Source organism: Actinoplanes octamycinicus, assembly GCF_014205225.1.
Lineage (GTDB): Bacteria > Actinomycetota > Actinomycetes > Mycobacteriales > Micromonosporaceae > Actinoplanes > Actinoplanes octamycinicus.
In genome coordinates this window covers 9,217,491-9,232,000 of the sequence record NZ_JACHNB010000001.1, presented here as the reverse complement: position 1 = coordinate 9,232,000, position 14,510 = coordinate 9,217,491, and the positions used below count along the sequence as shown (strand labels likewise).

Annotated in this window: 14 protein-coding genes; 5 read left to right on the top strand and 9 right to left on the bottom strand. The window is 71.2% G+C overall.

The window, feature by feature from the left end; genetic code table 11:
- Positions 1-75: 75 nt before the first annotated feature.
- From BJY16_RS41745 to BJY16_RS41735, 3 genes are read left to right on the top strand one after another with little or no spacing between them, the layout of a single operon-like run.
- Entirely contained in the window at positions 76-924 is an 849-nt protein-coding gene (locus BJY16_RS41745; RefSeq protein WP_185045141.1) for an MIP/aquaporin family protein, read from the top strand.
- Positions 917-2,434: a glycerol kinase GlpK gene (gene glpK / locus BJY16_RS41740; RefSeq protein ID WP_185045139.1), complete on the top strand. Its 1,518-nt coding sequence runs from the start codon at positions 917-919 to the stop codon at positions 2,432-2,434. Before BJY16_RS41745 ends, glpK begins: the two co-directional genes overlap by 8 nt.
- Positions 2,434-4,131: a glycerol-3-phosphate dehydrogenase/oxidase gene (locus tag BJY16_RS41735; protein ID WP_185045137.1), complete on the top strand. Its 1,698-nt coding sequence runs from the start codon at positions 2,434-2,436 to the stop codon at positions 4,129-4,131. The genes glpK and BJY16_RS41735 overlap by 1 nt, the downstream gene beginning before the upstream one ends.
- Before the next feature lie 922 nt (positions 4,132-5,053).
- On the opposite strand, the gene BJY16_RS41730 is transcribed toward BJY16_RS41735, so the two are convergent.
- The 6 genes from BJY16_RS41730 to BJY16_RS41705 form a co-directional block, all read right to left on the bottom strand.
- Positions 5,054-5,644, bottom strand: coding sequence for a TetR/AcrR family transcriptional regulator (locus BJY16_RS41730; RefSeq protein ID WP_185045133.1), 591 nt, complete (start codon positions 5,642-5,644; stop codon positions 5,054-5,056).
- 362 nt (positions 5,645-6,006) lie between these two features.
- Entirely contained in the window at positions 6,007-7,893 is a 1,887-nt protein-coding gene (locus BJY16_RS41725) for a carbohydrate-binding module family 20 domain-containing protein (protein WP_185045131.1), read from the bottom strand.
- A gap of 245 nt (positions 7,894-8,138) precedes the next feature.
- Positions 8,139-9,002: a CDP-alcohol phosphatidyltransferase family protein gene (locus tag BJY16_RS41720; RefSeq protein WP_185045129.1), complete on the bottom strand. Its 864-nt coding sequence runs from the start codon at positions 9,000-9,002 to the stop codon at positions 8,139-8,141.
- A gap of 107 nt (positions 9,003-9,109) precedes the next feature.
- Positions 9,110-9,463 carry a 4Fe-4S dicluster domain-containing protein gene (locus BJY16_RS41715; RefSeq protein WP_185045127.1) on the bottom strand — a complete coding sequence of 118 codons (354 nt, stop codon included), beginning with the start codon at positions 9,461-9,463 and terminating at the stop codon, positions 9,110-9,112.
- On the bottom strand, positions 9,460-11,049 hold the full coding sequence (locus BJY16_RS41710) for an FAD-dependent oxidoreductase (protein WP_185045126.1): 1,590 nt from the start codon (positions 11,047-11,049) through the stop codon (positions 9,460-9,462). The genes BJY16_RS41715 and BJY16_RS41710 overlap by 4 nt, the downstream gene beginning before the upstream one ends.
- Positions 11,050-11,080: 31 nt before the next feature.
- Entirely contained in the window at positions 11,081-11,299 is a 219-nt protein-coding gene (locus tag BJY16_RS41705) for a hypothetical protein (RefSeq protein ID WP_239176687.1), read from the bottom strand.
- Between the two features lie 268 nt (positions 11,300-11,567).
- Between BJY16_RS41705 and BJY16_RS41700 the strand changes: the two genes are divergently transcribed.
- Positions 11,568-12,065: an SRPBCC family protein gene (locus BJY16_RS41700; RefSeq protein ID WP_185045124.1), complete on the top strand. Its 498-nt coding sequence runs from the start codon at positions 11,568-11,570 to the stop codon at positions 12,063-12,065.
- On the opposite strand, the gene BJY16_RS41695 is transcribed toward BJY16_RS41700, so the two are convergent.
- From BJY16_RS41695 to BJY16_RS41685, 3 genes are all read right to left on the bottom strand, one after another.
- Positions 12,062-12,799, bottom strand: coding sequence for a GntR family transcriptional regulator (locus BJY16_RS41695; protein ID WP_185045122.1), 738 nt, complete (start codon positions 12,797-12,799; stop codon positions 12,062-12,064). The two genes, BJY16_RS41700 and BJY16_RS41695, sit on opposite strands and share 4 nt — an antisense overlap.
- A gap of 47 nt (positions 12,800-12,846) precedes the next feature.
- Positions 12,847-13,053 (bottom strand): hypothetical protein, encoded by a 207-nt coding sequence (locus BJY16_RS41690; protein ID WP_185045120.1) that lies wholly within the window; start codon positions 13,051-13,053, stop codon positions 12,847-12,849.
- Between the two features lie 133 nt (positions 13,054-13,186).
- The gene (locus BJY16_RS41685) at positions 13,187-13,756 is read right to left on the bottom strand and encodes a copper resistance CopC family protein (protein WP_185045118.1); all 570 of its coding nucleotides are present in this window, start codon (positions 13,754-13,756) and stop codon (positions 13,187-13,189) included.
- A 202-nt stretch (positions 13,757-13,958) separates the two neighbouring features.
- Here BJY16_RS41685 and BJY16_RS41680 point away from each other — a divergent pair, with 202 nt between their 5' ends.
- Entirely contained in the window at positions 13,959-14,471 is a 513-nt protein-coding gene (locus BJY16_RS41680; RefSeq protein ID WP_185045116.1) for a hypothetical protein, read from the top strand.
- Positions 14,472-14,510: the final 39 nt, after the last annotated feature.

Genomic DNA, 14,510 nt, shown 5'->3' with positions numbered 1-14,510 from the left:
CGACCGCCGTTCGTTGCTCCCGGCCACCGGTCTTCCTAGCGTCCTTGGCATCGATGCGGGAAGCAGGGAGGGAGCATGGCTACAAGTATCAAGATTCCTCGCGTACCGACACTGCTCGCCGAGGTCGCGGCCGAGTTCGCCGGCACGCTGATCCTCATCCTGTTCGGGGTGGGCGTGGTCGCCCAGGTGGTCGCCGGCGGCATCGGTGATCACGACAGCATCGCCTGGGCCTGGGGGCTCGGCGTGACCTTCGGTGTCTACGTCGCCGGGCGGATCAGCGGCGCACACCTCAACCCGGCCGTCACCATCGCGCTGGCCGCCTTCAAGGGCTTCTCCTGGCGCAAGGTGGCGCCGTACATCGGCGCGCAGATGCTCGGCGCCTTCATCGCCGCGCTGATCGTGCGGTGGAACTACACCGAGGTGCTGAACGCCGCGGACCCCGGTCTGACGATCAAGACGCAGGGCGTCTTCTCCACGCTGCCCGGCAACGGCGCACTGCCGGTGAGCGAGTGGGGCGCGTTCCGGGACCAGATCATCGGCACCGCGATCCTGCTGTTCCTCATCCTCGCGGTCACCGACGCGGCGCAAACCCCGCCGGGCGCCAACCTGGCGCCGTTCATCATCGGCCTGATCGTGGTCGCCATCGGGATGGCCTGGGGCACCGCCGCCGGTTACGCGATCAACCCGGCCCGCGACTTCGGCCCGCGACTCGCCAGCTATCTGACCGGCTACGGCGGCGCGTTCCGGGACCAGACCGGATATCTCTACTTCTGGGTGCCGATCGTGGCACCGATCCTCGGCGGGCTGCTCGGCGCTGGGCTGTACAAAGTCCTGGTGGGACGATTCCTCCCGGTGGCCGGGCCGGAGGAGCCGGGCAGGCTGCCGGATCAGACTGACGAGACTGTGGAGGCACACCGTGGCTGACTTCGTCGGAGCCGTGGACCAGGGCACGACCAGCACGCGCTTCATAATCTTCGACCATGGCGGCAACGAGGTGGCCCGCCACCAGCTCGAGCACGAGCAGATCCTGCCGCAGGCCGGATGGGTGGAGCACAACCCGATCGAGATCTGGGAGCGGACCGTCGCGGTGGTGCGCACCGCGATGCAGAAGGCGAACCTGAGCGCCCGCGACCTGGCCGCGGTCGGGGTCACCAACCAGCGGGAGACCGCGGTGGTCTGGGACCGGCGCACCGGCCGGCCCTATTACAACGCGATCGTCTGGCAGGACACCCGCACTGACCGGATCGCCTCGGCGCTGGACCGGGACGGCCGCGGCGACGTGATCCGGCGCAAGGCCGGGCTGCCGCCGGCCACCTACTTCTCCGGCGGCAAGATCCAGTGGATCCTGGAGAATGTCGACGGGGTCCGCGAGGCGGCCGAGCGCGGCGACGCCCTCTTCGGCAACACCGACAGCTGGCTGCTCTGGAACATGACCGGCGGCACCAAGGGCGGCAACCACGTCACCGACGTGACCAACGCCAGCCGCACCATGCTGATGAACCTGGAGACCCTGGACTGGGACGACGAGCTGCTGTCGTTCTTCAACATCCCGCGGCAGATGCTCCCGCAGATCCGGCCGTCGTCCGACCCGAGCGGCTACGGCACGGCGCACGTGGACGGTCCGCTCGGCGGGGACGTGCCGCTCACCGGGGACCTCGGCGACCAGCAGGCCGCCACGGTCGGTCAGGTGTGCTTCGCGCCCGGCGAGGCGAAGAACACCTACGGCACCGGCAACTTCATGCTGCTGAACACCGGCACCAACCTGGTCCGCTCGGAGAACGGGCTGCTCACCACGGTCTGCTACAAGTTCGGCGACGCCGCCCCGGTCTACGCCCTGGAGGGCTCGATCGCGGTCACCGGCTCGGCCGTGCAGTGGCTGCGCGACCAGCTGAAGCTGATCAAGTCGGCGGAGCAGAGCGAGTCCCTGGCGGCGACGGTGGCGGACAGCGGTGGCGTCTACTTCGTGCCGGCGTTCTCCGGGCTGTTCGCGCCGTACTGGCGGTCCGACGCGCGCGGCGCGATCGTCGGGCTGTCCCGGTTCAACACCGACGCGCACATCGCCCGGGCCACCCTCGAGTCGATCTGCTACCAGACCCGGGACGTGGTCGACGCGATGGCGCAGGACTCCGGGGTGACCCTGGACGTGCTCAAGGTGGACGGCGGGATCACCGCCAACAACCTGTGCATGCAGATCCAGGCGGACGTGCTCGGCGTGCCGGTCAGCCGGCCGGTGGTGGCCGAGACCACGGCGCTCGGCGCGGCCTACGCGGCCGGGCTCGCGGTCGGCTACTGGAAATCCACCGACGAGCTGCGGGACAACTGGAACGAGTCGCAGCGCTGGCAGCCGAACTGGTCGGGCGAGCAGCGCGAGCAGGGGTACGGCCGCTGGAAGAAGGCGGTGCAGCGGACCCTCGACTGGGTGGATGTGGACTGATGTCGATGCTCTCACCTGAGACACGGGACGCCGCGCTGGCCGCCCTCGAGGTGGCCGAGGTGGACGTGCTCGTCATCGGTGGGGGAGTGGTGGGGGCGGGTTGCGCGCTCGACGCGGTCACGCGGGGTCTCTCCGTGGGGCTGATCGAGGCGCGCGACTTCGCCTCCGGCACCTCCAGCCGGTCCAGCAAACTGATCCACGGCGGCCTGCGCTACCTGGAGATGCTCGACTTCGGGCTGGTCCGGGAGGCGCTGCGGGAGCGGGGCCTGATCCTCACCCGGCTGGCCCCGCACCTGGCCCGCCCGGTCCGGTTCCTCTACCCGCTCAAGCACCACGTCTGGGAGCGGGCCTACGCCGGGGCGGGCGTCACCCTCTACGACACGATGGCCTGGTCCAGCTCGCTGCCGAACCACCGGCACCTGACCCGGCGCGGTGCGCTGCGGGCCTGCCCGGCGCTCCGCAAGGACGCGCTGAAAGGGGCATTGACCTACTACGACGCCCAGCTCGACGACGCCCGGCACACCATGTTCCTGGCCCGGACCGCGGCCGCCTACGGCGCGCACGTGGCCAACCGGGTCGAGGTCACCGGCTTCCTGCGGGAGGGCGAGCGGGTCACCGGCGTCACCGCCCGGGACCTGGAGACCGATCGCACCTTCGAGATCCGCGCCCAGCAGGTGATCAACGCGACCGGGGTGTGGACCGACGACACCCAGTCGCTGGTCGGCGAGCGCGGCCAGTTCCACGTCCGCGCCTCCAAGGGCATCCACCTGGTCGTCCCGCGTGACCGGATCCAGTCCACCACCGGGCTGATCCTGCGGACCGCGACCAGCGTGCTGTTCGTGATCCCCTGGGGGCGGCACTGGATCGTCGGCACCACCGACACCGACTGGAACCTGGACAAGGCGCACCCGGCCGCCTCCGCCAAGGACATCGACTATCTGCTGACCGAGGTCAACAAGGTGCTGTCCACCCCGCTGGAGCGCTCCGACGTGCAGGGCGTCTACGCCGGGCTGCGGCCGCTGCTCTCCGGCGAGTCGGAGTCCACCTCGAAACTGTCCCGCGAGCACATGGTGGGCAGTCCGGTGCCCGGGCTGGTGGTGGTGGCCGGCGGGAAGTACACGACGTACCGGGTGATGGCGAAGGACGCGGTGGACGCCTGCGCGTTCAACCTGAACCGGCCGATCGCCAAGTGCTGCACCGACAGGATCCCGCTGGTCGGGGCGGAGGGCTTCCCGGCATTGTGGAACCGGCGCGGTCTGATCGCCGCGGAGTCGGGGCTGCACGTGGCCCGGGTCGAGCATCTGCTCGGCCGATACGGATCACTGATCAAGGATCTGCTGGAGCTGATCGAGGACGATCCTTCGCTGGGTCGTCCGCTGACCGGGGCCGAGGACTACCTGCGGGCCGAGGTGGTCTACGCGGCGGCGGCCGAGGGCGCGCGGCATCTGGTCGACGTGCTGACCCGGCGTACCCGGATCTCGATCGAGACGTTCGACCGGGGGACCGCTTCGGCCTCGGAGGTGGCTGATCTGATGGGGCGGGTGCTCGGCTGGACCAAGGAGCAGAGGGACCGCGAGGTGGAACACTATCGTCTGCGGGTCGCGGCGGAGCGCGCCTCGCAGGAACAGCAGGACGACGAGACCGCCGACGCGGCTCGGCTCGGCGCTCCGGATGTGGTGCCGGTCCGGGTTTCTTGACCGCTTCCGATCGCCAAAACCCTTTTCCGGTACGACTGGGGGTCCCGTGGCGGTCGGCTCGCCGGGTCGCTCCGGGGCACGACCGTGGCGCGGCTCGTGCGGGTCCGCTTCGCCTTGCGGTCTCGGCGCGATGCCGTGCGGGGTCGCTTCCCGGGGCCCGCGCGGTCGCTGCTGTCTGGTGGCGCATCGGGCCCGCGCGGTCGCTGCTGTCTCGTGGCATCGGGCTCGTGCGGTCGCTGCTTTCTCACGGCATCGGGCTCGCTGGGGTCTTCTCGCGGGATCGGGGCTTGCGGTCGTTCGCGAGGGGGACGGTTCGGGCGGGGAGGGCCATTCGAAGGCCGTCAGGCTTGATACCTCCGAATGGCCCTCCCCGCCCGAACCTTGCCTGCTTGCCGGGGCTGCCGCGCCGTGCGGTCCTTGGCGGGTGTGGTTGCGGTTCTTCGGCGGGATTTGGGTTCGCGGTGGGCCGGTGCGTCGGAGGTTGCTGGCGGAGGTCCGTTCATGGCGTCGGCTTTGCGTCGGCCATGCGCGGATGGCCGTTCCCGTCCGAGCCTTGCTTGCTTGCCTGCTCGCCGGGGCTGCGGCGCCGTGCGGTCCTTGGCGGGTGTGCTCGCGGTTCTTCGGCGGGATTCCGGTTCACGGTGGGGCCGGTGCGTTGTCCGAGGTTGCGGGTGGAGGTCGCTGGCGGGGAGGTCCGCTCACAGTGTCGGCACCGCGCGCCCTGCGTCGGCGCAGCGTCGGCCCTGCGCCGGCGCCGCGTCCGCCGCGTCGGCAACACATCTCCTGCGTCGCGCCGCGTCCGCCCTGCGTCGGCGCCGCGTCGACGCCGGTTCGGCAGGGGCGGACGGTGCCGCATGGGTGCATGGGTGCACGGGCGTATGGGTGCGGGGTGCGGATGCGGGTGGGGTGGGGGCCGGGTGGGTTAGGGGGTGGGGGGTTGGAAGAGGGCTTTGAGGACTTCGGCTATGGGGGCGGTCAGGGACTGGGCGGAGGTGGAGGCCAAGGGCTCCAGGTGGGTGGCTCTCAGCAAGGTGACGCCGATGGCGGTGGCCAGGAGGATCTGGGCTCGGAGGATGTCGGGGGTGGCGCCCTGGAGGAGGGCGGCTTTGGCCAGCTTCTCGGCGAACATCTGGAGGAAGCGGAGGCGGATCTCGTCGGCGTGCTGGTCGCCGGAGGAGCGGAGGATCAGCAGGAGGGCGCTGCTGGGGCCGGTGTCGCCGGACTGGCCGATGATCTGTTCGGCGATGGTCTCGGGGACGCGGTTCGGGTCGACCTCGCCGGCGGCGGCTCGGAGCTCTTCGAAGCTGGCCTTCAGGGCGGCTTCGAACAGGCCCACCTTGCCGTCGAAGTAGCGGCTGATCAACGCTACGTTGACGCCTGCGTCGTCGGCGATGTGGCGGACGGTGGTCTCCGCGTAGCCGGCGGTGGCGAAGCGGCGGCGGGCGGCGTCGAGCAGGAGTTGCCGGGTGCGGGTGGCGTCCCGGCGGCGCGGCGGGGTGGCGCTGGAGGTCACGATCGCAAGTGTGCCCTGACCGATTCCGTTCATGCCGGAGGGCCCGTAGCCGATCGCTACGGGCCCTCCGTGCTGGTACTTCGCGTGCTCCGCGACGACACGGCTCAGGCCCTCGCCGCGCCCTTGCTGGCACCCGCTCCAGTGCTCGCCGGGCTCTCGCTGCGGACTCGTTGCACTCTCGCTGGGCGCCCGTTCAATGCTCGCTGGACGCTTGCTGCGCCCTCGCTGGGCGCCCGGTGAGTGCTCGCTGGGCTTGTTGCGCCCTCGCTGGGTGCCCGGTGAGGGCTCGCTGGGCTTGCTGCACTCTCGCTGGGCGCCGTTTCAGTGCTCGCTGGGCGGTTGCTGCGGGCTGGTGGACGGGGTTACTTCCAGGTGTCGTTGAGGGTGTAGGTCTTGGCGGTGCCGGTGGTGTAGCTGCGGTTGGTGCCGGACTCCCAGGTGACGGTGCCGTTGGCGTCCTTCTTGACGTACTTGTACTCGAAGGCGGTGCCGGTGGGCAGGGTGACCGTTGCCGACCAGGTGGGGTAGCCGCTGGAGCTGAGCGCGATCGCCTTCGAGGTGTCCCAGTTGCCCAGGGCCGGGATCGAGCCGACCACGAAGACGTTGGTGCCCCAGGTGGTGGTCGCGTACTCCTTGAAGGTGACCTGCGTGGTGCTGCTGGTGACCGAGGGGCTGGGCGTGGGCGACGAGGTCGGGCTGGTCGTCGGGGAGACGGTCGGGGAGCTGGTGCCGCCGCCGGACTTGGCGTTGACGTCGATGGCGACCGCGCCGTTGGCCGGGATGGTCACCGACGCCCGGCCGCCGGAGACGGTGACCGAGGTGCCGGCGCAGCCGCCGGTGCTGGCGCCGCCGGTGATCCGGTCGCAGTAGGTGCCGTCGGCCAGGCCGGTGGTGTAGGTCGCGGTGGAGGCGCTGCCGGACCGGTTGACGCCGAACCAGCCGAGCGAGCCGCGGCTGAAACCGATCACGTTGCTCGCGGTGTTCGTCCAGTTCGACACGGTGGTCGCCGACCGGGTGGTGTTGCGCCAGCCGACCATGCCCTTGATCCCGGTGCTCTGGGTGAGGCACTGCCACGCGCCGTTGCCGCAGCTGGTGTCGCTGACGTAACCGTTGGCGTTCGACGGCGGGGAGGCGCCGGTGGCCGAGGTGGAGAAGGTGAAGCCGTCGTAGAGGAACGGCTGCCCGTACGGGAACGCGAGCAGGAAGTAGTTGGCCAGCGTGTAGGTGCTGCCGTCCTGGTAGCGCAGGGTGCTGCCGTTGCGCTCCAGGTCGTGGTTGGTGACCATGGCCGCGGTCAGGTCGCTGGACGCGTCCAGACTCCACGAACCGATGCCGGACAGGTTGCTCAGCGTGCCGTTGGCGAACTGCGTCTTCAGCCCGTAGGCGTAGGAGAAGCCGAGCACGTCACCGATCCCGGTGTAGGCCGACGGGGCGATGTCACCGCCGCCGCCCGGGATCACCTCCTGGGCGAAGTACGCGGCCTTGCCCTCGGCCGTGGTGCTGTGCAGCTGTGCCTTGATCGCGGACAGGTCGCCGGCCGCCATGTGCTTGGCGGCGTCCACCCGGAAGCCGTCCACGCCCAGGTCGATCAGCTTGTTCAGGTACCCGGCGATCTTGGTGCGTACCGAGCCGTCCTGCGACTTCAGGTCGGAGAGCGCGACCAGCTCGCAGTTCTGCACCTCGGCGGCGTTGTTGTAGTCGTCGATCTCGCCGTCCGCGTCGTTGCAGTAGCCGTCGTTCGGGTGGTGGAAGTCGTTGTACGAGTACGGCACCGCGGGGTACGAGTAGCCGCTCGGGTTGAACGTCGAGCCCCCGTACCCGCTGGTCACCGTGTTGTTCTTGCCGGCCATGTGATTGATCACCGCGTCCACGTAGACCCGGACACCGGCGTTGTGGCAGGCGGTGACCATGCTGCTGAACTCGGCCTGGCTGCCCAGGCGCCCGGCGATGTTGTAGGAGACCGGCTGGTACACCTCCCACCACGGGTGCGCGCCGTCGCTGCTGGAGGGCAGGGTGACCGACTCCTGCGGTGGGGCGACCTGGACCGCGCCGTACCCGGCCGGGCCGAGCTGGTTGGTGCAGGCGGCGGCGACCGACCGGAAGTTCCACTCCCAGAGGTTCGCGGTGACGTCGCTGTTGTTCAGGGTGACGGCGGCGCTGGCGGTGGTGGCCAGGCTGACGCCGGCCAGGCTCGCGGCGGCGAGCGCGACGCTGGTCGCCGCGCCCAGAACCAGAGTTCTCTTTCGCATGGCGGGAAGCTTTCTGCTGAGGACGGGATGAAAGTTCTTTCACCTGCCTTACCGGGCTTCTAGGGGGATGTGCCCGGTTTTGCGGGACGCCTACGGAGCGGTAGGTCGATGGCGCCCTGCAAGTCCTTGCAAGTTGTTTCAGGAAGTTACCAAGCCGTGTCGGCGACGTAAAGGGATCGCCGGCTGTCGTTATCAAAAACAAAGGCGCCCCCGGGATCGGGGGCGCCTCGCGTTGCGACGGGTGATCAGACGGGCGCGGTCTCCCGGGCCAGGGCGGCGGCCTGCAGCGTGGCGTACCGCGCCGTGAAGCTCTTGGTGGTCCGGTACAGCTTGAGGATCAGCAGCAGCTCGAAGGCGAGCATCAGCGCCGCGCTGCCCAGGATCACCACGGTGAGCTGGTTGGTCACCGGGCCGAGGATGAACACGAACATCATGAACTCGATGCCGCTGAACAGGTGCGGCCGGATCCGGTTCGAGGCCATCAGGCGGCGCACCGGGGCGAGCCGGCCGTAGTGCTGCTGGAAGCCGTCCTGCGTCTCGTCGGCGTCGTCCGGCTCCGGCTGCCGCTGGGCCGGGATGACCGCCACCGGCGCCGGGGTGACCTCGGCCAGACGCTTGCGCATCTCACCCTTGACCTTGGCCATCTGCAGGTTGTTCAGGTAGCGGAACATGTCCAGGAAGATGACCACCAGGCCGAGCCACACGTAGGTCGCGTCGCCGGTGCGGTGGAACTCGCCGCCGAACAGGCCGATCGCGCAGGCCAGCACGCGGAGCCGGTCGAACACGTAGTCCAGCCAGGTGCCGAAGAGCGAACCGGTCCCGTTCAGCCGGGCGATCTTGCCGTCCATGCAGTCCAGCACGAAGCTGACGTGGAACAGCAGCGCGCCGAGCAGCAGCCAGGCGTAGCCCTGCTGCCAGAAGGCGGCCGCCGAGCCCAGACCGACCGCGAACGCGGCCACCGTCAACCTGTTCGGCGTCACCCACCGCCACGGCGCCACCAGCCACACCAGGCGGGACGCCAGCGGATCCACCAACCAGACGGTCCACCACGCGTCCCGGGCCTTGTAAGTGCGCTCGCGGATCTCCGCGAGAGTTGGACGCTGTGCCATCTACCGATCTCCACCCACCGTGAAAATGAACCGCGGTGGAACGAAGCGTTTACACTCTTCGTCACCGCGCCTGTGGCAGACATCCAACACCACCCGCGCAAGAACGGCTATGTCCGGGGAGTGATCCGGGCGACACCCAGCTCCGGGCCCACCGCCAGCCGCGCGCCCGGCTTGCGGCCCCGCCCCCAGCCGATCTCCTTGCGGTAACTGCCGAGCAGGCCCCGCTCGGCCAGGTACGTCTCGTCGCGCAGCGGTGACCCGGGCTCGACCGGATGCCGCAGCGGCGCCACGAACAGCGCGTCCGCCGGACAGTGCGCCTCGCACATGAAGCAGGTCTGGCAATCCTCCTGCCGGGCGATCACCGGAACCCCGTCCGGGCCCCGATCGAAGACGTCGGTCGGACACACCGCGACGCAGACGTCGCAGCTCACGCACCGGTCGGTGGAGACCACCTCGATCATGACGCCACCGCCTGCCGGGCGCCGGCGGTCTCCGGGCGCACCCAGATCCGGTCCAGGCCGCCGACCGTGAGCCGGTGCTGCTGTGCCGGGTCCAGCTCGGGGAACTCCTCGCGACGGGCCATCCCGCGGCTCTCGGTGCGGGCCAGCGCGCTGGTGTACATCCAGCGGGCGTGCGCGACCATGGCCGCCGCCGGGCGGGTGCGCACCGCCGCCGCGCCGGGCGTCGCCGCGCCGTCGCGCAGGGCGGACCAGACGCCGTCGAGCTCGGCCAGGGCGGGCCGCAGCCGGTCGCCGTGACGGAGGTAGTTCTTGTCGTACGGGTGAACCTGCTCACGTACCGTCAGCAACGCCTCCGCCGTGACCGCCGCGCCGGACCGCAACCCCGCGCCGCCGGTCCCTACCAGCCGCCGCCGCGCGGACCCGCCCCCGACACCGGCCGCGAAGCGGGCCGCCCCGCGCCCGGCCCAGGTGCCGGAGGACATCGCCCACGCCGCGTTGTGGCTGCCCCCGCCGGTGAACCCGCCGCAGATCAGCTCGCGGGTGGCCGCGTCACCGGCCGCGTAGAGCCCGGGCACCGTGGTGGCGCAGTCGTCGCCGGCGATCCGGATCCCGCCGGTGCCGCGGACCGTGCCCTCCAGCAGCAGGGTCACCGGGAACCGGTCGGTGAACGGGTCGATGCCGAGCCGGTCGAAGGGCAGGAAGAAGTTCGGCTGGCCGCGGCGCATCCGGGCCTGCTGGTCCGGGTCGGCCTGGTCCAGCGTGCACAGCACGGTCCCGGCGCGCAGCAGCTCGGCGGCGATCACCGAGCGGCCGCCCTGGTTGCTCGCGCCCTCCAGAGTGCTGCCGTCGGCCCGGAAGAAGGTGGCGAAGTTGTAGTAGGCGGTCTTGGTCACCGACGCGAAGGCGGGCGCGATCCCGTACGCGGTGGAGAACTCCATCCCGGAGAGCTCGGCGCCCACCTCGGCGGCGTAGAGCGCGCCGTCGCCGGTGTCCACGTCGCAGCCGAGCGCCTTGCTGAGGAACGCGCAGCCCCCGGTGGCGAGCACCACGGCGCCGGCCCGTACCCGGTAGTCCAGGTCGTGCTGGCGGCGGTGCCCGCGCACCCCGGCGACCGTCCCGGCCGGGTCGATGAGCAGCTCCAGCACCGGGCTGTGGTCGAGGATCCGCACCCCGGCCCGGCGGATCCAGGAGCGCATCCGCCGCATGTACTCCGGGCCCTGCACGCCGCGCCGGTACGGCTCGCCGTCCACCACCGGGAACGGGTACCGCGCCTCGGTGCCCAGCCGGTGCATGTTCTCGTAGGTCTGGTCCAGCACCCGGGCGGCCCAGCGCCGGTCGGCGAGGTGGCCGCCGAGCGCCTCCCGGCTGGCCATCGCCTGCTCGCGGTCGTCCGGGTCGGGGCGGACGTACCAGACGCCGGTGCCGCCGGAGGCGGTCGGCCCGCTGGTGCCGCAGTAGCCCTTGTCCAGCAGCAGCACGTCGGCGCCGGTCTGGGCGGCGGCCAGCGCGGCCCAGGCGCCGGCCGGCCCGCCGCCGGCCACGACCACGTCGGCGGTGAGATCGAGGGGACTCGGATCGGTGCTCATGCGGCCAGCATGAACCCCCAAAGCCTATGGGTCAACTAGGAGATCGAGGGGTGGGAACGCGGGTCAGCCGGCCCAGGACCAGCAGCACCACCAGGGTGGCGGCGAGCAGGACCAGGGTGGCGGCGGCCGCGTCGAAGGTCTGGCCGCGGTCGGTCAGGGTGAACACGGTGACCGGGAACGGCTCGGCGTACGCGTGGGTGTCGCCGACGGTCAGCCCGCCGTCCAGGCGCTGCACCATCAGCAGCTGCATGGCGTGCTCGGCGGCGACCGGCGGCTGCGGTTGCCCGCGCCGCAGCTCGTCGAGGCTTCTCCCTCACTCGCCGATGAGCTTGGGGAACAGCGCTTGCCCGGACATGCCCAGCCGGTGTCCCGAAGGTGAACGAACCCGAAAGGTTCGAACCTTTAACCTTCGGTGCGGAAGGGCTGGTGGTCCACCGGACCGGATACCGAAGACGGGCGGAGAGGCCGAGACTGTTGGTGAGTGCCTGACCTCCACTACGGACTCTGGAGTGCTCCGCATGAAGTACACCGTCTCGATCGAGATCGCCGTGCCCCGGGAGAGGGTGGTGCGGCTGCTTGCCGACCCGGCACACCTGCCGATGTGGCTGCGCGGCCTGGTGCTGCACGAGCCGCTGGACGGCAAGCACGGACAGGTCGGTACCACGTCGCGCGTCGTGCTCCAGATGGGACGACAGCGGATCGAGGCCACCGAGACCATCACTCGCCTGGAACCGGCCGACCTGCACGGCATCCCGAGCGACAGCGTCGTGTACTACGAGCGGGAGATCGTCACCAAGGGCATGTGGAACGCCGCGCGTGAGCGGCTGACCGAGGCCGGCCCGGGCGCGACGCTCTGGGAGAGCGAGAACGAGTACCGGTTCGGCAGCCTGCCGATGCGGCTGATGGCGCGGGTGATGCCCGGTGCCTTCCGGCGGCAGTCGCTGCTGCACATGCAGGACTTCAAGGCGTTCGCCGAGCGGGGAACGGACGTCCGCGACGCGGCGGGCGGGCGCTAGGGGTGCAGGTGGGTCTCGAAGCCGATGCGGTCGCCTCGGTACAGGGAGCGGACCCGCTCGATCGGGTGGCCGTCGGCGTCCGAGGAGGTCCGCTGCATGAGGAGCATCGGCTGGGCCGGGTTGGTGTCCAGCAGCATGGCCTCACGGGGGCTGGCCAGGACCGTCTCGATGCGTTCCACGGCGGCGGCGTAGGTCAGGGCGTACCGGTCGATCATGTGCTGGTAGAGCGAGCCGGTGCCGTCGTAGCCGTCCATCACGCCGGGGAAACGGGCCACCGGGAGGTAGGTGCTCTCCAGGCCGAGCGGCTCGTCGTCGGCCAGCAGCACCCGCTCCAGGTGCAGCACCTGGTCGGTGGCGGCGATGCCCAGGTCGGCGCCGAGCGGGCCGGCCGGGACGGTCTCCACCGTGACGACCCGGCGGCTCGGGCGGCGACCCATCTCGCGCAGCGCCTCGGTGTAACTGCGCAGGGCCAGCGGCTGGACCAGTTTCGGCGCGGCCACGAAGGTGCCGCGGCCCCGGTGGGCGCGCAGCCGGCCCTCCATGGTCAGCTCGCTGATCGCCTGGCGGAGCGTGGAGCGGGCCACCCCGTACGCCGCCGCCAGGTCCCGCTCGGCGGGGAGCAGCGCCCCCTCGCCGAGCTCGGCCAGCAGGTTGAGCAGCTGACTCTTGACCACGTAGTACTTGGGGACCCGACCGTGCTCGGGGACGCCCCCACGAACCGCTTCGACCGTCACCGGCCCGATGATAGGCGGACCGGGTCAGCCGACCGTCAGGTCGTCGATCACCCAGTACCAGTTGCGAGCAGACCCTGCGCGGCGAGCGCGTCCAGGTTCGGCGCGGCGGCCGCGACCACGTTGTCCCAGTTGAGCCCGTCCATGCCGACGACCAGCAGTTTCTTGACCGGGGCGGCGGCGGTGGCCGGGCCGCTGACCGCCATCCCGGCGAGCAGGGCGGCGGCCAGACCGAGCCGTCCGATGGTTCGTTGCATTCGTTCCTCCAGTGCGGGGGAGTTCGCCTGCAACGCATCGAAATCAATCAGCGTGAACGGGAAGTGCCCGTCCGGCGGGCACTTCGGTAACAGGTTCGGACCAATTGCCTCAGTGGGCCGCCGGAAGAAAGACCTAGCGAGCCGAGCGCCGCCGGAGGAAGACGAAACCCGCGGCGCCGGCCAGGACCAGGATGCCGAGCCCGGCGGCCAGGCCCAGCCACGGTCCGTCGCTGTCGTCGGCGACCGGCTCGGCCGCCGGGGCCGCCGAGGGCGAGGTGGCGGCCGGAGCGGCGCTGGATGGGACGCCGGCCGGGGCGCCGGCCGGCGCCGAGGTCGCCGCGACCGGCGCGGCCACGGTGAACTTGTAGCTGCTCTCGGTCACGTGCCCGTCGCCGGCGGCCACCTGGTAAGCGACCGTGTAGACGCCGTTCGGCAGCGGCTCGGTGAAGGTCAGCGAGATCGTCTTGCCGCTCACCGTGGCCGGCGACTGCGCCGGCGTCGACCCGTCCGCCGCGGTCACCGCCAGCTTGGTGGAGTCCGCCAGGGTGTCCAGGAACCGCAGCTTCACCGCCGCCGGCGCTTTCTTCAGGGTCGCGTTCTTGGCCGGCGTCGCCTCGACCAGCGAGTTGTGCGCCCACGCCGGCGCGGCCGGGAGCAGCAGGGTCAGCACGGCGGCGAGGGCGAGCAGGAGGCGTTTCGTCATGGCGTCAGTAGATCTCTCTCTCCGGGTTGCCGGTTAGTCGGCCCACGGTGCCGTCCGGTTCCAGCGACTTCAAGATCAAAACCGGTTGGCGGTACGGCCGGAGCGCTCTTAGCCGTTTCTTACCCGCCGTGAGCTGCGCCTCTTAGCCGTTCGCGGGCACTCTGGTCAGGCCCCCCGAATGCGCGGAACTACGGAGTCCCTGATGAGCGACACCCCACCACCCTCGGAAGCACCCACCGCGGCCACCCCGGCCGAAGCACCCGCGACCGAGCACGTCTCGGCGGTCGCCGGTGAGACCCCGGCCGTGCCGCCGCCCCCGCCCGGCTGGGCCTACGTCTCGGCCGCCGGCGCGAGCAGCCACCTGCCGCCGCCCCCGCCCGGCCTGGCCTACGTCCCGGTCGGCCCGCCGGGCGGCCCCGCCCGCCCGGCCGGTTCGTGGCGCGGCCGGCGCGTCCCGCTGCTGGCCACCGTCGCGGCGCTGCTGCTCGGCTGCGTGCTGGGCGCGGGCGTGACCGCGATCGGCGCGGCGGTGGCCGGGCATCACCGCGGCGGCGGGCACCACGACCAGGTCGGGCCGGCCGGGAACCGGTTCGGCACCGAGCGGGGCGGCTTCGGACGCGACGGACGGCGAGGCGATGGGCGTACCGGAGATCGGGGCGGCGTGCCCGGAACCGCGCCGTCCGCCGCGACCCCGGCGCCGTCCGCGTCGAGCTAGGAAGCGAACGAGCCGCCCGGCAGCATGCCGGGCGGCTCG